Consider the following 19,494-nt stretch of genomic DNA (forward strand, 5'->3'; position numbering starts at 1 on the left):
TGGATTGGGAAATGTCCACGCTCGGTGACACCCTGACCGACGTTGCGCTGATGTGTGTCTATCGACGGCCGGTGTTCGATCGAGTGCTGGGCTTTTCGGCCGCGTGGACGAGCGATCGGTATCCCAGTGCCGACGAGCTGGCGTCACGGTACGCCGACGCGGCCGGCGTTGATCTGGGCGACTGGCCGTTCTACCTGGCACTCGCCAACTTGAAACTCGGCGTCATCGCCGAAGGCATCGCACATCGCGCGCTCGCCGGAGCGGGAGATAGCGAGAACGCAAAGGCGGCCGAGGTGACCGGTGAATTCATTGCCGAGGGACTGCGGCAGTTGGCCGGCTGAAAACCGCGCGTTGGCTTCCGGCGAGGGGGATTTTCTCTCGGGAGAGTCCAGAGCGCAGCTTTGAGTCGCGACTAGCGGAAGGTGGCGATTCCGCCGTCGCGGTCGGACAGGTGCAGGTGCTCGTTGAAGGACACCAGGTTCACCCCGGTGCGCCCGACGATCAGTTTGCTTACCGACGCGTTCACCATCGCTCGTGACAGCGCGGGCCACGACTGTCCGGGAATCGAGAATAGTTGCGCGATCCATTGCGTGATGACCCCGGCCGACGACACCACGAGCAGCGTCTCGCCCGAGCCGGCTTGAGCGATGGCGGCCTTGGCTGACGCCGCGACGCGTTGCGCGAAGTCGGTATAGCTCTCGCCCCCGGTGGTGGGCGTCGCGCCGTCGACCCAGCGGGACAGTGCGATGTCGAGGTGCTGTTGGAAGCTGCGCCCGTCGAGGTATTCCTCGGCCGTCGCCGTCCCCATCAGGCTCGATAGCTCGTATTCATTCCAGCCGGGATCCACCTGAGGTGTGGGAGCGGCGTCGAATGCTCCCAATACTCCGGCGAGGGTTTGAGTCTGTCGGGGAAGGTCCCCGCTGATCGCTCCGGTGAAGTTGGGGATCTGGTCGGCGAGTAATTTGCCGGTCAGCGCGGCTTGCGCGGCGCCAGCCTCGGTAAGACTGCCGATCGGGCCGTCGGAGGCCGCAGCAGTGTCGATTCCGTACGCGTTGGCCTGCGCCTGGCCATGTCGGACGAGATAGATGGTGCCCATTACTTCACCCTATTGGTCGGTGAGCGATGACTTTTCAGCGGACGCCCGGTCTATCTCGATATGGCACCGACTCTGCTCGTGAATCTTCCGACGGCGGATGTCGCTCGCGCTCGCGAGTTCTTCGGCCGAATCGGATTCACCCTCGACACCGCGTTCTCCGACGACGGGACGCTCGTCGTCGAGGTCGGCGCGAGCCGGGTCGTCCTGCTCAGATGCGAACGATTCGCCGGATATTCGGCGACGCCGACTGGTAAGGACTCGCGTATGGCTGCCACGGCGATGTTGGCCGTGGCAGTGGATCGACGCCACGACGTCGACGACATCGTGGTGCGCGCCGTCGAATTGGGCGCACGACCCATTCGCACCGTCGAAGATCCCGGCTTCATGTACTCCAGAAGTTTCCGTGATCTCGACGGTCACGGATGGGACGTGGTGTGGATGGATCCGGCGCAATTGGCGGGGACGGACGAGTAGGGGCGGGGTTGGGTTGGGTTTTCGGGCGGCGGTGGTCTCGATACACGCGCGTCTCGCTTCGCTCGGCGTGCGTACTCGACCGGCGGTGGGGGGTGGTCTCGCTTTGCTCGGCGTGCGTACTCGACCGGCGGTGGGGTGGTCTCGCTTTGCTCGGCGTGCGTACTCGACCGGCGGTGGGGGGTCTCGCTTTGCTTGGTGGGCGCACTCGAGCAGTGAGGGGGGCGGAGTGCGGACTCGACCATCTAGACGGTTGCCGGCGGCGTCTCCGGCAGGCCGAAGCGGGCGAATAGCGCCGTCGGATCGTCGTCGAAGAAGGCGACCACGTGCCCGACCTTGCCGTCGTCGGCGAATTCCAGCACCTGCAACTGGAACGGCCGGTGTACACCGTCGGGGCCGATCATGTAGAGCCCGAACGCTACCTGTCCGTTGGCCACGGCCGGGACCAGAATCTGGTCGCCGGCTTTCTCGGCCGGGCAATTCTCTCTGATGAGCGTGCCGATCGACGCGGGCCCCTGGTACCAGCCGGTGAACGGCGGCATTTCCCAAATGGCGTCGTCGGTGAACATCTCGGTGATGGCGTTGACGTCGTAGCGTTCGAAGGCCGCGACGTACCTGCTGAGGAGTGCCTTCTTCCCCGCATCAAGTTCGGCCGGATCGGGCTGGACCGAATCTCTTTGCGGTGCAACCGAACTCAACTGTGTGCGAGCGCGCTGCAGCAAACTATTCACAGTCGCGACCGAAACGTCGACGGCGTCCGCGACTTCCGCGGCCTTCCAGCCCATCACATCGCGCAGGATCAGCACCGCACGCTGCCGCTCGGGTAGGTGTTGCAACGCGGCGATAAACGCGAGCCGGATCGACTCGCGCGCGCCGACGACGTATGCGGGATCGGCGTCGGGGCTGGGTGCAATGTCGTCGACATCGCTCGCGTAGGGCTCCAGCCAGGGCACCTCGTGGTCTTGCAGCAGAGTGTCGGTGGGATCGAAGGCGTCGCCGCCCAGCCCGGACGGCAGCGGACGCCGTTGCGTGGATTGCAGCGCGGTGAGGCACGTGTTGGTAGCGATCTTGTGCAGCCAAGTGCGCACCGACGCTCGACCGTCGAATTTGTCGAACGCCCGCCATGCGCGCAGGTAGGTGTCCTGGGTGAGGTCCTCCGCATCGGCGTGTGAGCCCATCATCCGATAGCAATGCGCGATGATCTCGCGTCGATACGGCTCGGTGGCCTCGTGAAAGTCGACGTCGGGACCAGTGGTGGTGCTCGGGGCTGTCATGTGAGGTAGATTACCCGAAACCACCGACATGTGTACAGTGTGAACATTAGAGATGACGCCCGGGCCGGTCCGCCCTCAACACTCCACGTAATTCACCGGCACGCTGACGGCGAGCCCGCCCGTCGATGTCTCTTTGTATTTGGTGCTCATATCGGCGCCGGTAATGCGCATGGTTTCGATGACCTGGTCGAGGCTTACGCGGTGCGCGCCATCGCCGCGAAGGGCCATCCGCGCGGCATTTATCGCCTTACCTGCCGAGATCGCGTTCCGCTCGATACAGGGAATCTGGACTAGTCCGCCGATCGGATCGCAGGTGAGTCCGAGGCTGTGCTCCATTGCGATCTCCGCGGCGTTCTCGACTTGTTCTGGCGTGCCGCCGAGGATTTCCGCCAAGCCCGCGGCTGCCATCGACGCCGCTGAGCCGACTTCGCCCTGGCATCCAACCTCCGCGCCGGAGATCGATGCGCGCTCCTTGTATAGCGAACCGATCGCGCCAGCGGCCAACAGGAAACGGATCGCGGTGTCGTCGGGATCGGCGCGCCCGGCCGCGGTGTAGTGCACGGCATAGTGCAAGACCGCTGGCACGATGCCCGCCGCGCCATTGGTCGGCGCGGTCACTACTCGGCCGCCGGAGGCATTCTCTTCGTTGATCGCCAACGCGACCAGGTTCACCCAGTCTTCGGCGAATTCCGGTCGACGGTCGGGGTCTTCAGCGTCCAGACGCTCGTACCAACTTCGGGCGCGACGTCGGACACCGAGTGTGCCCGGTAGCGTTCCCGATCGAGAGATGCCGCGTTGCTCGCAGGCGACCATGACATCGCGGATATGAAGTAAGCGCTCACGAACTTCCTCGCGTGTGTGGGTCTGGCCTTCGATGCGGCCCATAACATCACTCATGCTGCAGTTGTCGCGGTGGCAGAGGTCGAGAAGTTCTGCGGCGCAGGAGAACTCGCCTCGATTCGACTCTGTGGTCTGCTCTCCCCGTGCTTGCGCCTGTTCTTCGGTGACCACGAATCCACCGCCGACCGAATAGTAGGTCCGCGTGAGTAGTTCGACGCCGGTCCGATCAGAAGCTTTGATAGTCAACGCATTCGGATGAAACGGCAGAATTGTCGCCGGGTGCATCACCAGATCGTCGACGGCGAGGACGACCGTGGGGGATGACGTCGGCGCTAGCTGGGCTGCCACCGCGACACGTCCGGTAGACGTCATCATCGCGACGCGCTTATCGAGAACGTCGGACGTAGTCTCTTCGGGGGCATAGCCTTCGAGGCCGAGCAGGATCGCCGTCGGGGTGCCGTGTCCGGCTCCCGTCGCGGCCAGCGACCCGTAGAGATCCACGCGAATGTCGACGACGGAACCTAGTACATCAGTAGCGACCAGTTCGGCGACGAACCGACTCGCGGCACGCATCGGGCCGACCGTATGCGAACTCGACGGCCCAATGCCCACCGAGAACAGGTCGAATACGCTGATAGTCATCTATCAAGCGTGCGCCGAAATTTGATCGAGCGCACATTTACCGCCCATTAGACGGCGCGTCGTGGGGCTAGGAAGCCGAGCTAGGAAGCGCTGACTTTGCCAGCCGTACCGAAGGTCTCGACCGACGGCAAGAACGCGTTTCGCACCGGCTCGACGCTCGCGAAGTCGTCGTCGAGGATGCCGCGTTCGGCGAGACGAGGCCGGACCCCTTCGCCGAAATGGTAGGCCTCTTCGACATGCGGGTAGCCGGACAAAATGAAGTGGTCAAGGCCCAGCGCCGCATATTCGGCGATTCGGTCGGCGACTTCGTCATGCGATCCGACGAGTGCGGTGCCCGCACCGCCACGAACCAGGCCGACGCCGGTCCAGAGGTTCGGGAAAATCTCCAAAGACCTTGCGTCCGAGCTACTTCCGAAGCTCGCGCCGCCTTCGTGGAGGGCGCGCATACGTTGCTGGCCCTCGGACTCGGACTGTGCGAGGTTGGCTTGCGCGGCCTCGACGACCTTCGGGTCGAGATTGCCGAGCAGCCGGTCGGCTTCGGCCCACGCCTGCTCGGAGGTGTCCCGCGAGATCACGTGGAGTCGGATGCCGTAGTCGAGTTCGCGGCCGGCGGCCTTCGACAGCCCCCGTATCCAGTTGAGCTTTTCGGCGACCTGCACGGGTGGCTCACCCCAGGTGAGATAGGTGTCGGCGAACTCTGCCGCCACCGTCCCTGCCGCGGGCGAGCTGCCGCCGAAGAAGATAGGTGGTGTGGGATCGGGGATGCGAGCAGCCTGCGCACCTTCGACCCGCAGATGTTTTCCGGTGTAGGTGACCGGACCGTTGTCGGCCCACAGTTGACGAAGAATGTCGAGGAATTCGCCGCACCGCTCGTAGCGGCCGTCCTTGGTGAGGAAGTCCCCGAACGCGCGTTGCTCGCGCGACTCACCCCCGGTGACGACGTTGAGCAACAGCCGGCCCTTCGACTGCCATTGAAAGGTCGCGGCCATTTGCGCGGCCAGCAGCGGACTCATCAACCCCGGTCGCAAGGCAACGAGGAATTTCAGCGTTTCAGTCGTTTCGACCAGCATCGCGGTGGTCAGCCAGGCGTCCTCGCACCAGAGGCCGGTCGGGGTGAGTACCGCCTCGAATCCATTGACCTCGGCCGCGCCGGCGAGTTGATTCAGATACTTCAGATCGGCTGGCCGGTCGCCCGACATCGAACTGCCATGACCGCCGGCGATCAGATTGCGGGAATCGCCATAGGTGGGCAGGAACCAATGGAAGTGCGCGGACACACGAAGTCCTTTCAAATGGCAGCAGGGATCTCCTCGAGTCAACGCCACTTCGGTTGGAAACCCCGGTGTTGAAATCTCCGTGGGCGAAAGGTGGGAAGTGGTGCGGCGGCGATCTATATTCGCCGGTACGTGCACCTATGCGGGCCGCGGACCGGGCCGCAGGGGGCCAGATGGCGACTGTGTGCTGTCCCACAGTCGCCGGATGTTGCGTCCATTATCGACACGCTGCTAGCTTTGCGACTATGTCGAGTCACCAGCACCACATCCCGGAGGTCACCTATATGACCACCGCTTTGGGATGCCGTCTGCCGCTGGCTCGTGTTCTCTGTTGTTGTCGAATGCGCTGAAACGACCCTGATCTGCCTATTTAGGCTTCTTTCGTTTTCTCGCTTCATCGGGTCTGAAACTACGAGGTTTCACTCGACCTTCCGATGCTGGGCGGGCATTCACACCTTCTTGAGGACAACACCATGACCACCACACTCGACCATCGCAGTGACATTCGGCCCGCCCGTTCCAACGCCGGCGCCGTGGTCACTCGGCCCGCACCGCCGCGCAGTGCCCGGACCTCCCGCCCGCTCGCCTACGGTTCACGTCCGTTGGCTGTCGACCCGCGGCTGGCCACCGGGCTCGGGGCCGCCCGACCGGGGATCCAGCAAGGAAAGCCCAGAATTCATATCGCGACGCCGCAACTAGAACTGTCGTCGAAGCCGGCGGCAGTGGTCCTGCGTACCGCCCGCCTCTCGGGACCGATCTTCCGTGACGCTGCTGCCGAACAGACCGACCTGTCGATTTCGACGGTCAATCGCCAGGTTGGTGCATTGCTTCGGGCCGGACTCATTCGTGAACGGGCCGACCTTGCGCCAGCCGGCGCGATCGGCCGTCCGCGTCTACCTTTCGAACTCAATGTCGCCGACTATCTGACGGTCGGCATCCACATCGGCTTCAAGGTCACCTCGATCACCACCCACGATTTGCTCCATCGCGTCGTCGGAGCCATCCAGATTCCGACGCCGGAGGGTGATCCGGAAGAAGTCTTGGCGGCCATCGGCGTATCCGCTCGACGGTTCGCGTCGCGGTGGACCGGAAAGCGTGCGTTGTGGACCGGTGTCGCGATCGGTGGTCGGGTGCGTGACGGCGGATTCGTCGACCACCCACGGTTGGGTTGGGAGAAGGCGCCCGTCGGTCGGATCATCGCCGAGAGTGTCGGACTGCCGGTGTCGGTGGCATCGCACGTCGAGGCAATGGCTGCGGCGGAGCTGCTGGTCAATCCAGACAACAGCTCGGCCAGCTTCCTCTACTTTTACGCACGCGAGATGGTCGGTGTCGCGTTCAGTGTCGACGGGTCGGTGCACACCCCGTCGTCGGGACCGCCGGTAATCGGCCATTTCCCCACTGGTGCAACAGAACTGCTCGACCCTAATCGGACGGGCCAGTTGGAGCCGACGGCGAGTGATACCGGCGTGGTCAACGCAGCTCGTGCCGCGGGGCTTACCGTCGAAGGAATCGACGCGGTACACGAGTTGGCTCGCAACGGCGACGACATCGCACGCAAGATCCTCGATGAACGCGCCCTGGTGCTCGGTCGAGCGGTCGCGCTGATTGCCGATATCTTCAACCCCGATCACATCATTCTGGGTGGGCAGGCTTTCACCGATGCGCCGCTAACGCTGCCGACCGTTGCCAAGGCGGTTCGGGAGACTACGGTGGCGGCGAAACGTGATGTGCGCGTGTCGCATTCGGGTGTCACCGTGCAACAGCAGGCGGCTGGCGCGGTCTCGCTCGACGCGATCTACTCCGATCCACTGGAAGCAATCGCGCTGACCGCGTAAGTTCGGTCGCGCACCGCACCCTTTCGCAAACCCAACACAAAGCGACATCCCCGACCCACGATTCCGGGTCGGGGATGTCGCTTTGTGTTGGGTTTGCGAAAGGGGTCAGTCGGCGGTCCGCTTCGCGTACGCCCGCAACGCGAACGGGGCGAAGATCAGCGTCAACCCAATCGACCAAATCAGCGTCGTCAACTCCGGATGTTGCAGCGGCAACGCCGCGCTCGCCGGTGCATCGGGTCCGTTCCCCCACAGCACGCGCATCGCCTGCACGAGTGACGAAATCGGATTCCACTCGGCGATGGTGCGCAACCAGGTCGGCATCGGGTCGGTGGGAACGAATGCGTTGGACAGGAAGGTCAGCGGAAACAGGGTGGTGAACATGAATCCGTTGACCGCCTCGACGGACTGCAGCCATGAGCCGACCAGAATGCCGAACCAGATCATGGCGAAACCGAAGAGCAGAACCAGGGCGAAGGCGAGAACCGCCTCACCGAAGCCGTTGCGAATGCGCCAACCGATCGCCAGACCGGTCAACGCCATCACGACGATGCCGATGGACGAGTGCAGCAGACTCGCGATCGCACGACCGATCAGCACTGATGATCTGCTGATGGGCAGCGACCGGAACCGGTCGATGATGCCCTTCTCCAAATCGCCGGTGATGCCGGTGGACACGATGAACGCGGTGAAGACGATCGTCTGACCCATGATGCCCGGGAGCAGGAACTCTTTGTAACTTGCTCCGCCGGCGACCTGGATCGATGCGCCGAAGACATAGGCGAACAGCAACACGAACATCACCGGCTGAATGGTGACGTCGGACAGCATCTCCGGCATGCGTTTGGTATGGATCAGGTTGCGCCACACCATAATCCATGACTGTTGCCACAGATTGGTCTGATGGGTCGCTACCTTCTCCGAAGACGGTGCCACGGTGGTCATTTGGCAGACTCCTTCGAGGTGGATTCGGCGGTCGGCGCCGCGGGGTTCTCCGCGTCTTCGGCGCGATGCCCGGTCAGGGAGAGGAAGACATCGTCGAGGCTTGGACGGGCAAGGCCCAAATCGTCGATGGCGATGCCGCTTTCGTCGAACCAGCCGATAACGCGAGTGAGGTCGGACAGGCCGTCGGCCGGTGCGGTGAGTTTGCGCGCACCCCGGTCGATGAATACCTCACCGCCGGTCTTGGCGAGTAATGCGGCGGCGGCGGGGATATCGTCGGCGGCGGACACGGTCAACACCAGGCTGGCCGCACCGGCCTGTTCCTTGAGCTGTAGCGGGGTGCCCTGGGCGATGATCTTGCCCTTGTCGATGACGACGATATTGTCGGCCAATTGGTCAGCCTCTTCGAGGTACTGCGTGGTCAGCAACAGGGTGGTGCCGTCAGATACCAAGCTCCGCAAGACATCCCATAGTTCTGAGCGACTGCGCGGGTCGAGACCGGTGGTCGGCTCGTCGAGAAACAGAACCGGAGGCGACGCGAGCAGGCTGACCGCGAGGTCGAGTCGGCGGCGCATACCACCGGAATAGGATTTGACCTGTTTGTCGCCGGCCTCGGTCAGCGAGAACTGTTCGAGAAGTTCTTCGCCGCGGCGTGCCAAGGCTTTTCGATTGATCCCGTACAGTCCACCGATCATCTTGATGTTCTCGCGGCCGGTCAGGATCTCGTCGACTGTCGCGGCCTGGCCGGTGAGTCCCATACTGCGGCGAACCAAGTCGGGCTGTTCGGTGACATCGTGACCGGCGATACGAGCCGTACCGCTGGTCGGTGGGGACAACGTGGTCATCATCCGCACTGTGGTGGTCTTGCCGGCGCCGTTCGGTCCGAGTAGGCCGAGCACACTGCCCTGAGGAACGGTGAAACTGACGCCATCGACGGCGGTGAAGTCGCCAAAACGTTTGACGAGATCAATCGCCTCGATGGCGATATCGGGGGAACTGCCGGCGAGGCCGGCCTCCTTGGTGATCGGGGTTGGTGAGCTCATAGGTCCTCACAGTAACGGTCATGTCCGACATCGGGCGAACGGTTTTTCGTCCGCGAGAGATAGACCGAGGAGGGGCGGAAAACTCATCGGTCGTCGTCGGAGTCACCGTGACCGCGCCGACTGGGCGACAATGCGCTGGCCCGCAGTCTGCGGTAGCCGCGCACGCTCAAGGTAGGAATGGATCGGATGCGGAAGCGATCATCGTCGGAGATCAGTTCCGCAAGGTTCTCGTCGATGAGGATCTTGCCGGGACGGGCCGACCCGCAGAGCCGGGACGCGATGTTCACCGGTTCGCCGAATACATCGCCCAGCCGTGGCAGAACGCGACCCTGGGCAAGTCCAATACGGAGCTCGGGGATCGGCGGCTGATTGCTCAACTCGGCGATGGCCAACGCGGTGAGGGCAGCCTGGGTCGGATCGGTGTTGACGAACAGCACGCCGTCGCCGAGAGTCTTGACCACTTGTCCCCGGTAGGCCGAAACCTCTTCGGAGACACGCGCTTCGAACGCGGTTAGCAGCTCCTCTAATTCGGTGACGCCGATGCGCCGGGACAAACTGGTGAAGCCGACCAGATCCGCGAATCCCACGACGACCTCCCAATCGAGGACGTCGGGGCTGTAAGCCACGTTGCGTTGTAAGGCCAGCAATAGATGTCGGCGCCACACCAGACGCTGAATTTGGCTGATGGCCTTGGACATATCTTCGATCGACCACGGCACGTTGGGATCTCGATCGAAGTCGAGGAGTTGGTCGGCCTGCCAGTCCGCGAGCCGGGACATCGCCTGTCCGATACTGCGTGCCGCGGCGATCTGCCCGCCGGCGGGGAGTTGTTGGGCACCCGCGGCGAATAGCCGGAACGCATCGACATCGGCTTGCGTGAAAATCTTCTCATCCGTTGTTTGGTGAGCGAAACCGAAAGCGTTCCATACCTTTTCGGCGAAGTCGACGTCGACGCCGATCTCCGCGATGAGCTCATCGCGGGTATAACAAGGCTCATTGCGCTTCGGCGTGGGGTCGCTCATGGCCTCTACGGTATCGCTGTCCGCGGTACTCGCGCGGTGTCATCGCGAACCCGACCGTTGAAATAATCGCACCGTCGGTTCGACGAAGCGCGCCGCGAGTGGCCCGATGACGGCCATCAGTAACACGTAAGTCGTTGCCAGGGCTGCTAATTCGGATCCCGAAGCTATTGACGACACCGTCAGTCCGGCGATCACGATGGAGAATTCACCGCGCGCGACCAGCGCGGCACCGGCACGGGCCCCGCCCATCGTTCGGACCCCATTACGTTGTGCGGCCCACCATCCGGTCGCGATCTTGGTTACCGTGGTCGCCACCGCCAGCACGGCTGCCCAGCCAAGGACCGGCGGAATACTCGACGGATCGGTGTTTAGACCGAAGACGACGAAGAACATTGCGGCGAACAGATCACGAAGGGGCTCAAGGATTTTCGTGGCATTATCGGCCGTGGAGCCGGAGATCGCGATGCCGAGCATGAACGCCCCGACCGCGGCGGATACCTGCAAAGCCGCCGCGAACCCGGCGACCAGCAACGCCGAGCCGAGAAGTGTCAGCAGAAATACCTCGCGATCGGAACTGTGCACTACCGCCGAGACCAGCCGCCCGTGCCGCAGCGCGACCCACAGCACCAGCGCGATGACCGCGATGGCGATCACAAGCGCCTGCACGCCACCCCAAAAGCCGACGCCGGCGAGCAATGCGGTGAGAATCGGCAGATAGGCCGCCATCGTGAGGTCTTCGAAGACCAGGATCGAAAGCACTACCGGCGTTTCGCGGTTTCCGAGCCGACCGAGGTCGGTGAGTAGCTTCGCCGCGATTCCCGACGACGAGATGTAAGTGATGCCAGCCATCGCCAGTGCGCCGACCGGCCCCCAGCCGAGTATCAGTGCGACCACCGCGCCCGGCGTGGCGTTCAGCACGACGTCGAGTAGACCGGCCGGCCATGACCGTCGAAGGCCAGACACCAGATCCGACGCGGTGTACTCCAGTCCGAGCAGAAGTAGCAGCAGGATGACCCCGATTTCGCCTGCCATATGGCCGAATTCGGAGACCTCGCCCAAACCGATATAGCCGCCGGAACCGAAGGCGAGCCCGCCGACCAGGTAGAGGGGGATCGGGGAGAAACTGAACTTAGCCGCGACGCGGCCCAGGACGCCCAGCACAAAGAAGACCGCGCCCAGTTCGATCAGGGCGAGGGCGGTGTCAGTCACTTCCTCAGCCGTTGGTGAGGATCTTGGCCGCGGCGTCGAGCCCTTCCGCGGTTCCGACGACGATCAGCACATCGCCGGCGGTGAAGGTGAAGTTCGGTCCGGGTGACGCTTGGACTTGACCGGCGCGCATAACCGCGACGATCGAGGTCTTGGTTCGGGTTCGCATGGCGGTGGAACCCAGGGTGCGGCCGTCGTAGGGCGAACCGGGCAGAATTGGCATTTGCTTGGTGTTCACGCCCGGAATGTCGCGATGCTCGTCCTGCAATTGGGCTACCAACTGCGGTGCACCGAGCAGGTTGCCCAGGACAGCGGACTCTTCATGCGACAACAGGACCTGGTCGCGGCAGGCGTCGGGATCGCCTTCTTCGGACACGATGAGGTCGATCATCCCGTCGCGGCGGGTGATGACCCCGATGCGGCGGCCTGAAGACACCTCGAAGTCCTTGCGGACTCCGATACCGGGCAGCGGGGTTACCTCGACATTCACAGCCGCCAAGGATAGTCCCGCGGGGACGGTAATGGGGCGTGGTTGTGAACTTGGGAGAGCGAACCGCTACACCCCCAAAACACCCTTCATCAGATAGGCCATCTGCGACGGAAATTCGCTCCGTTCGATTCCACGCTGCAGCCGCACCGCGTCATTGACGATGGACAGTGCCGCGTGCACCGCGATCCCGGCGGCCGCGTCGTCGACGTCGGAGTGCGCGGAGGTGAACAGGTTGATCCAGCGGGCGACATACCGGCGCTGAATATCGACGAGTTCACGGGCCGCGGGATTGTCGGCCAGTGCGGGACCGTTGTTGAACGACACCGACAGATCCGGGCTGGAGGTGAGTGTGGTGACGTACGAATCGACAAGCAGGCCAAGGATATTCGCTGATTCGCCACCGGCGGCATATGCCGCAACCACACCGGCTTCCAACCGCGCCGCGCTGCGATGTCCGATGGCGATGAGGATGGCGGCCTTGGACGGGAAATGTCGGTACAAGCTCGGTCCGGTAATCCCCACGGCGGCACCGATCTCGTCGACACCGACCGGGCCGAAGCCGCGTGCGGCGAACAATTGTGCTGCGGCGTCGAGGATTTCGGTACGACGATCGTCGTCGGGTAGTGCGACGTGCGGTGGCACGCGCAGTGGTTTGGCATCCGACGGAGTAAGTGCGACAAGGCGATCGGCTGCCACGATCAGTTCCCGCACGGCCTGGGGAGCGGACAATTTGGTGCGATGGGACGAGAGGCTGCCGGCGACCGACAGCAGTGACCAGACCAACTGACGTTGTTCCCAATCGGCCAGCCGGCGGTTGGCAAACAACAGTGCCGCCCACTGCCGCAACACTTCTCGGGTCCGCAGCGCTACTTCGCGATTCTGTTCGCCGGTCAAGTAGGTGCCCGTCCAGCGCCACAGCGACGCGACGTCGCGACGTCGCGCGACCGCGCCGCAGAGCGCGGTGAGGAATTCGTGTGGGTCGCCGTCGGCCGAGGTGACCGCTGCTTCGGTGCAGATCTGTAGATCCCCCACACCGGCCAGCACCGCCTGGTAGAGCAACGTCTGCTTGTCGTCGAAATGACGATAAAGCGACGGGGCGGTGACACCGGCCGCACGGGCGATGTCGGCCATCGACACTTGTGGGTAGCCACGGCGAAGGAACAGCTGAGCCGAAAGATCGATCAGCTGCCGTTTGCGGTTGGCCGGACGTCGGGTCCCGGTCTGCTTCGAGGACGTCATTGTGAACAGACCATAGCGCATCGTTCGCCAATCGCAGAAGTATTTGACCACCGGGTATAGCCAAATAAGTTATGAAGCGTTAGCCTATGTGGGAAACCATTCCCTGGTTCATGTGAAAGGAACACTTCCGTGCCTGATCAAGCATTCATCTACGAGGCGATCCGTACGCCTCGTGGCAAGCAGCGCGGTGGTTCGCTGCACAGTGTCAAGCCAGTCGATCTCGTTTCCGGTCTGATCAACGAGGTCCTGGCCCGCCATGGCGAACTCGATCCCGCCGACGTCAACGACGTCATACTCGGCGTCGTGTCGCCGGTCGGCGAGCAGGGTGCGGTTATCGCACGTACCGCCGCCCTCGTCTCGGGCCTCGGCCAGAGCGTCCCCGGCACCCAGATCAACCGCTTCTGCGCCTCGGGCCTAGAAGCCACCAACCTGGCGGCGGCCAAGGTCGCCTCCGGCTTCGACGACCTGGTCATCGCCGGCGGCGTCGAGTCGATGTCGCGCGTGCCGATGGGCTCCGACGGCGGCGCGCTCTTCATGGACCCCGCCACCGCGTATGACAACTACATCACCCCGCAGGGCATCGGCGCCGACACCATCGCCACCATCGAGGGCTTCTCCCGCGAAGACGTCGACGGCTACGCCGTCGAGTCGCAGAATCGCGCGGAAAAGGCTTGGACCGCAGGCTATTTCGCCAAGTCCGTCGTGCCGGTGAAAGATATCAACGGCGTGACCATCCTCGAGGTCGACGAGCACCGTCGTCCGGGAACTTCGGTCGAGCAGCTCGGCAAGCTCAAGCCAGCCTTCCAGGCGTTGGCCGACATGGCCGGCTTCGACGACGTCATCATGCAGAAGTACCCCTCGGTGGAGAAGGTCAACCACGTCCACACCGGCGGTAACAGCTCGGGCATCGTCGATGGCTCCGCCGTGGTCCTCATCGGTAGCGAAGAGGCAGGCAAGCGTAACGGTCTGACCGCGCGCGGCCGCATCGTGTCGTTCGCCGAGGTCGGCTCCGAGCCGTCCATCATGCTCACCGGCCCGACTCCGGCCACCGAGTTGGCCCTGAAGAAGGCCGGACTCACTGTCGACGATATCGACGTCTTCGAGCTCAACGAGGCATTCGCGTCGGTCGTTATGAAGTGGATGAAGGACCTGCACATCCCGCACGAGAAGGTCAACGTCAACGGTGGCGCAATCGCTATGGGACACCCGCTCGGCGCGACCGGTGCGATGATCCTGGGCACCTGCCTCGACGAGCTCGAGCGCACCGGCGGCCGCTACGGCCTGGTCACCCTCTGTATCGGCGGCGGCATGGGCGTCGCGACCGTCATCGAACGCCTCTGAGCCACCACACCAAAGGAACTTTGAAAAGACATGAGTGACAACATGATTTCGTGGGAGAAGGACGCGGACGGCGTCGTAATCCTCACTATGGACGACCCCAACCAGGGCGCCAACACGATGAACGACCTCTACCAGTCGTCGATGGCGGCGACCGTCGACCGCCTGGAAGCGGAGAAGGACGACATCACCGGTGTCGTACTCACCTCGGCGAAGAAGACCTTCTTCGCCGGCGGCGACCTCAAGGACATGACCGCCGAGCGGACCCAGACCAAAGAAGAGATCGCCACCGAGATCACCAAGCGCACCAACGGCATGAAGGCCGTACTGCGTCGCCTGGAGACGCTGGGCAAGCCGGTCGTCGCGGCCATCAACGGCGCGGCACTCGGCGGCGGTCTGGAGATCGCGCTGCACACGCACTACCGTGTCGCGGCTGATGTGAAGGGCAACGTTGTCGGCCTGCCCGAGGTCACCCTCGGTCTGCTCCCCGGCGGCGGTGGCGTGGTTCGTACCGTCCGTCTGCTCGGTTTCCAGAACGCTCTCATGGGCGTCCTGCTGCAGGGCCCGCGCCTCAAGCCGGCCAAGGCCAAGGAAATCGGCCTCGTCAACGAGGTCGTCGGCACCGTCGAGGAACTGATCCCGGCTGCCAAGGCATGGATCAAGGAGAACCCCGAGGCTCAGCAGCCGTGGGATGTCAAGGGCTACAAGCTGCCCGGTGGCGCTCCGACCAGCCCGGCCGTTGCCGCCAACCTGCCGGCGTTCCCCGCCCTGCTGCGTAAGCAAATCAAGGGCGCGAATATGCCTGCTCCGCGTGCGATCCTCGCCGCGGCCATCGAAGGCGCGTACGTCGATGTCGACACCGCCGACATCATCGAGACCCGCTACTTCGTCTCGCTGGTCACCGGCCAGGTCGCGCAGAACATGATCAAGGCGTTCTTCTTCGACCTGCAGCACATCAACGGTGGCGGTTCGCGTCCCGAGGGCTACGACAAGTACACCGCCAAGAAGGTCGGTGTCATCGGCGCCGGCATGATGGGTGCGGCTATCGCGTACGTCTCGGCCAAGGCCGGTATTGAGGTCGTCCTCAAGGACATCGACATCGATGCCGCCAACCGTGGCAAGGACTACTCGGTCAAGTTGGAGGAGAAGGCTCTCTCGCGCGGCAAGACCACGCAGGAGAAGTCGGACGCGCTGCTCGCTCGGATCACCCCGACCGTCGACGCCGCCGACTTCAAGGGCGTTGACTTCGTGATCGAGGCAGCTTTCGAGTCGGTTGAGGTGAAGGCCAAGGTCTTCCAGGAGATCGAAGACATCGTCGAGCCCGACGCCGTGCTCGGCTCCAACACCTCGACGTTGCCGATCACCATCCTGGCCGAGAACGTAAAGCGTGCCGAAGATTTCATCGGCATCCACTTCTTCTCGCCGGTCGACAAGATGCCGCTGGTAGAGATCATCAAGGGCGCCAAGACATCTGACGCCGTGCTGGCCAAGGTCATCGACTACACCCTGGCGATCCGCAAGACTCCGATCGTCGTCAACGACAGCCGCGGGTTCTTCACCAGCCGCGTCATCGGCACCTTCGTCAACGAGGCCGTCGCGGCTGTCGGCGAGGGGATCGAGCCGGCCTTCATCGAGCATGCGGGCACCCAGGCCGGTTACCCAGCCGCGCCGCTGCAGCTGATGGACGAGCTGACCCTGACGCTTCCGCAGAAGATCCGCAAGGAGACCGAGGCAGCGATTCGTGCCGCCGGCCAAGAGCCGCCGCAGCACGGTTCGTACGCCGTGATCGACTGGCTGGTCGAAGAAGGCCGTACTGCCAAGAAGGACGGCAAGGGCTTCTACGACTATGACGAGAGCGGCAAGCGGGGTCTGCTCTGGCCGGGTCTGCGTGAGCACTTCAAGTCCGGTTCGGTGGAGATTCCGCTGGAAGACATGAAGGAGCGCATGCTCTTCGCCGAGGCGCTGGAGACGGTGAAATGCTTCGACGAGGGCGTTCTGACCTCGATCGAAGATGCCAACATCGGTTCGATCTTCGGTATCGGCTTCCCCGCCTGGACCGGCGGTGTCGCTCAGTACGTGAACCAGTATGAAGGCGGGCTGCAGGGCTTCGTCGACCGTGCTCGTGACCTGGCGTCGAAGTACGGCTCGCATTTCGAGCCGCCGCAGTCGTTGGTCGACCTTGCCGCCAAGGGCGGAAAGCTCACCAACGAAACCATCGGGAAGTAACTTCCTGACCTAAGCCAAAGCCCCGGTGCGGATGAGAATCCCGCACCGGGGCTTTGATCATTCTCACCGGTAGGTACGCTCCTGAAAACCGCACCCAGCCGAGCCATCGGGGGCAGGTTGCCCTCAACGGGGCCGTGAGGTGCGGTTTTCAGCGGCTTGATCAGTTCTTCTGTATGTCACATATGCGAAATGGCCCGCATACACGATGCTCATAGTGTCTTCAGACGATCGCAACACTCGTCTTCAGGAGCACCTATGAGCGGCAGTATGTCCCGACGTCAGGCTATCGAGGCAGTCACGACCTACCGGGTCGAGACCGACGGATTCCCCGAACCTTTGGCAGATACCTTCGGCCGCAATGTTTTCAGTCTGTCGGTGATGAAGAAGCGGCTGCCCAAACACGTCTTCAAGGCGGTTGCCGCCACAATCGACACCGGCGCGCAGATGGATGCGGCACTCGCCGACTATGTCGCGGTCGCGATGAAGGATTGGGCGCTGGAGATGGGGGCGACGCATTACGCACACGTCTTCTATCCGCTCACCGGGCTGACCGCCGAGAAGCACGACTCCTTCCTGGAGCCGGACTCCAGCGGTGCCTCGCTCGCCGAGTTCGCCGGAAAGACTCTGTTGCAGGGCGAACCGGACGCGTCGAGTTTCCCCAATGGTGGCCTTCGTGGCACCTTTGAAGCACGTGGCTATACCGGATGGGATGTCACCAGCCCGGCGTACATCATGGAGAATCCCAACGGCAATACCCTGTGCATCCCAACGGTTTTCATCTCCTGGACCGGTGAGGCGCTGGATAAGAAGACGCCATTGCTGCGTAGCCAACAGGCGATGAGCAAGCAGGCGATGCGCTTGCTGAAGTTGTTCGGCCACACCGACGTCGACACTGTGGTGTCCTACGCCGGCGCGGAGCAGGAGTACTTCCTGATCGACGAACACTTCTTCTACGCGCGTCCGGACCTGATGACGTCGAGCCGCACACTATTCGGCGCGCCGCCGTCGAAGGGGCAGGAATTCGACGACCACTACTTTGGTGCCATCCCAGATCGAGTGCTGTCGTTCATGATTGAACTCGACCGTGAACTGTTCAAGCAGGGGATACCGTCAAAGACCCGCCATAATGAGGTGGCTCCCGGGCAGTTCGAACTCGCGCCGGTATTCGAGCGTTCGGTACTCGCGCATGACCACCAGCAGCTGATGATGACGACCATGAAGAAGGTTGCCGAGAAATACGGCATGAAGTGTCTGCTGCACGAGAAGCCTTTCGCGGGCGTCAACGGATCGGGCAAACACGTCAACTTCTCGTTGGGCAACAACAACCAGGGCAACCTGCTCAATCCGGGCGATACCCCGCACGAGAATATGCAGTTCCTGACCTTCTGTGGTGCGATCATTCGCGCCGTGCATCTCTATGGCGGGTTGTTGCGCGCCGCCGTGGCGTCGGCGTCGAATGATCACCGTCTCGGCGCGAATGAGGCTCCGCCAGCGATCATTTCGATCTTCCTCGGCGATCAGCTGATGGATGTTTTCGATCAGATCGCTAAGGGTGGCGCGACCGGCTCGAAGGCCGCGGGTGTCATCGAACTGGGAGTCGACACGCTGCCGCCGCTGAAGGCCGATCCCGGCGACCGTAACCGAACAAGCCCGTTTGCCTTCACCGGCAACAGGTTTGAGTATCGCGCACCGGGTTCCAACCAGTCGATCTCCGATCCAATGGTGGCCATCAACACCATCCTCGCCGACTCGCTCGAGTTCATTTCCGATGCGCTCGACAAACAGCTAGCCGACGGCGTCGAACTCGCCGACGCCGTGCAGCAGGTTCTGATGGGCATCATCAATGATCATGGCGCGGTTATCTTTAACGGCAATGGCTACTCCGCCGAATGGCAAGACGAAGCGGCCGCGCGCGGTCTGAAGAATCTGCGCACGACGGTCGATGCGGTCACTGAACTCACCTCGCCCGAGGTCGTCGAGATCTTCGGGCGCTACGCGGTGCTGTCCGAGCGGGAACTCAAGGCCCGAGAGGACGTCATCTTCGAGTACTACGCGCTGACCCTCCTCGTGGAGGCGAAGGAGACCGCGGAGATCGCCAAGACGATGATCCTGCCCGCCGCTCTCCGCTATCAAGGTGAACTGGCTTCTACCGCAGCATCTTTGAAGGCAGCTGACATCGTTGTCGAGACGCCGGTGCTTCTCGAGATCACCGGACTCATCACTGAAATGTATTCCGCGATGGGCAAACTCGACGCCGGAATCGCTGGCCTGCATGGCGAGGACGTATACGAGGAATCCAAATACGCGCTCGATGTGCTCGTGCCCGCGATGGCCGAGGTACGGAATATCGCCGACAAATTGGAGGCGATCGTTGCCGACGATCTGTGGCCGCTGCCGACCTACAACGAGATGTTGACGATTCTCTGAACTGGAACTGTCCCCGTGGGCGGAGCAGGCGGCGATATAGCGTCTGCGTCGCTCAGGGGGACAGTTCCAGGAGTGCGCGGCCGCTAAGTCATCTCCAATTGATCCAGAGTCGGGATCAGATCAATTAGAGAG

The 19,494-nt window shown here is 63.0% G+C and carries 15 protein-coding genes and 1 pseudogene; 6 read left to right on the forward strand and 10 right to left on the reverse strand.

Features of this window, described 5'->3' with window-relative positions:
* A pseudogene (locus tag GOEFS_RS02540) lies at positions 1-341 on the forward strand (phosphotransferase family protein); the annotation flags it as partial.
* A 71-nt stretch (positions 342-412) separates the two neighbouring features.
* On the opposite strand, the gene GOEFS_RS02545 reads toward GOEFS_RS02540, so the two are convergent.
* Positions 413-1,096 (reverse strand): histidine phosphatase family protein, encoded by a 684-nt coding sequence (locus GOEFS_RS02545; protein WP_007316307.1) that lies wholly within the window; start codon positions 1,094-1,096, stop codon positions 413-415.
* A 60-nt stretch (positions 1,097-1,156) separates the two neighbouring features.
* Between GOEFS_RS02545 and GOEFS_RS02550 the strand changes: the two genes are divergently transcribed.
* Positions 1,157-1,570, forward strand: a complete 414-nt coding sequence (locus tag GOEFS_RS02550; protein ID WP_007316308.1) for a VOC family protein — start codon at positions 1,157-1,159, stop codon at positions 1,568-1,570.
* 242 nt (positions 1,571-1,812) lie between these two features.
* Here GOEFS_RS02550 and GOEFS_RS02555 read toward each other — a convergent pair whose 3' ends face one another.
* The 3 genes from GOEFS_RS02555 to GOEFS_RS02565 all read right to left on the reverse strand — a co-directional run bounded on the left by GOEFS_RS02555 (position 1,813) and on the right by GOEFS_RS02565 (position 5,600).
* Positions 1,813-2,841, reverse strand: a complete 1,029-nt coding sequence (locus GOEFS_RS02555; RefSeq protein ID WP_040524345.1) for a sigma-70 family RNA polymerase sigma factor — start codon at positions 2,839-2,841, stop codon at positions 1,813-1,815.
* Positions 2,842-2,916: 75 nt separating this feature from the next.
* Positions 2,917-4,323: an L-serine ammonia-lyase gene (locus tag GOEFS_RS02560; RefSeq protein ID WP_007316310.1), complete on the reverse strand. Its 1,407-nt coding sequence runs from the start codon at positions 4,321-4,323 to the stop codon at positions 2,917-2,919.
* A gap of 80 nt (positions 4,324-4,403) precedes the next feature.
* Complete coding sequence (locus GOEFS_RS02565; RefSeq protein ID WP_007316311.1) at positions 4,404-5,600, reverse strand: LLM class flavin-dependent oxidoreductase; 1,197 nt, start codon at positions 5,598-5,600, stop codon at positions 4,404-4,406.
* A 470-nt stretch (positions 5,601-6,070) separates the two neighbouring features.
* On the opposite strand from GOEFS_RS02565, the gene GOEFS_RS02570 reads away from it, so the two are divergent.
* Positions 6,071-7,432, forward strand: a complete 1,362-nt coding sequence (locus GOEFS_RS02570; protein WP_007316312.1) for an ROK family protein — start codon at positions 6,071-6,073, stop codon at positions 7,430-7,432.
* 105 nt (positions 7,433-7,537) lie between these two features.
* Here GOEFS_RS02570 and GOEFS_RS02575 read toward each other — a convergent pair whose 3' ends face one another.
* The 6 genes from GOEFS_RS02575 to GOEFS_RS02600 all read right to left on the reverse strand — a co-directional run bounded on the left by GOEFS_RS02575 (position 7,538) and on the right by GOEFS_RS02600 (position 13,392).
* On the reverse strand, positions 7,538-8,374 hold the full coding sequence (locus GOEFS_RS02575; RefSeq protein ID WP_007316313.1) for an ABC transporter permease: 837 nt from the start codon (positions 8,372-8,374) through the stop codon (positions 7,538-7,540).
* The gene (locus GOEFS_RS02580) at positions 8,371-9,414 is read right to left on the reverse strand and encodes an ATP-binding cassette domain-containing protein (protein ID WP_007316314.1); all 1,044 of its coding nucleotides are present in this window, start codon (positions 9,412-9,414) and stop codon (positions 8,371-8,373) included. The genes GOEFS_RS02575 and GOEFS_RS02580 overlap by 4 nt, the downstream gene beginning before the upstream one ends.
* An 83-nt stretch (positions 9,415-9,497) precedes the next feature.
* Positions 9,498-10,436: an adenylate/guanylate cyclase domain-containing protein gene (locus tag GOEFS_RS02585; RefSeq protein ID WP_007316315.1), complete on the reverse strand. Its 939-nt coding sequence runs from the start codon at positions 10,434-10,436 to the stop codon at positions 9,498-9,500.
* Positions 10,437-10,475: 39 nt separating this feature from the next.
* Positions 10,476-11,645, reverse strand: coding sequence for a cation:proton antiporter (locus GOEFS_RS02590; RefSeq protein WP_007316316.1), 1,170 nt, complete (start codon positions 11,643-11,645; stop codon positions 10,476-10,478).
* Between the two features lie 4 nt (positions 11,646-11,649).
* Positions 11,650-12,132 carry a cation:proton antiporter regulatory subunit gene (locus GOEFS_RS02595; RefSeq protein WP_040524346.1) on the reverse strand — a complete coding sequence of 161 codons (483 nt, stop codon included), beginning with the start codon at positions 12,130-12,132 and terminating at the stop codon, positions 11,650-11,652.
* Between the two features lie 66 nt (positions 12,133-12,198).
* Positions 12,199-13,392 carry a TetR/AcrR family transcriptional regulator gene (locus tag GOEFS_RS02600; protein ID WP_007316318.1) on the reverse strand — a complete coding sequence of 398 codons (1,194 nt, stop codon included), beginning with the start codon at positions 13,390-13,392 and terminating at the stop codon, positions 12,199-12,201.
* Between the two features lie 108 nt (positions 13,393-13,500).
* On the opposite strand from GOEFS_RS02600, the gene GOEFS_RS02605 reads away from it, so the two are divergent.
* From GOEFS_RS02605 to GOEFS_RS02615, 3 genes are all read left to right on the forward strand, one after another.
* On the forward strand, positions 13,501-14,712 hold the full coding sequence (locus GOEFS_RS02605; protein ID WP_007316319.1) for an acetyl-CoA C-acetyltransferase: 1,212 nt from the start codon (positions 13,501-13,503) through the stop codon (positions 14,710-14,712).
* Positions 14,713-14,742: 30 nt separating this feature from the next.
* On the forward strand, positions 14,743-16,935 hold the full coding sequence (locus tag GOEFS_RS02610) for a 3-hydroxyacyl-CoA dehydrogenase NAD-binding domain-containing protein (protein WP_007316320.1): 2,193 nt from the start codon (positions 14,743-14,745) through the stop codon (positions 16,933-16,935).
* Between the two features lie 255 nt (positions 16,936-17,190).
* Complete coding sequence (locus tag GOEFS_RS02615) at positions 17,191-19,362, forward strand: glutamine synthetase III family protein (protein ID WP_007316321.1); 2,172 nt, start codon at positions 17,191-17,193, stop codon at positions 19,360-19,362.
* Positions 19,363-19,494 lie beyond the last annotated feature (132 nt).

Source organism: Gordonia effusa NBRC 100432 (assembly GCF_000241305.1).
Lineage (GTDB): Bacteria > Actinomycetota > Actinomycetes > Mycobacteriales > Mycobacteriaceae > Gordonia > Gordonia effusa.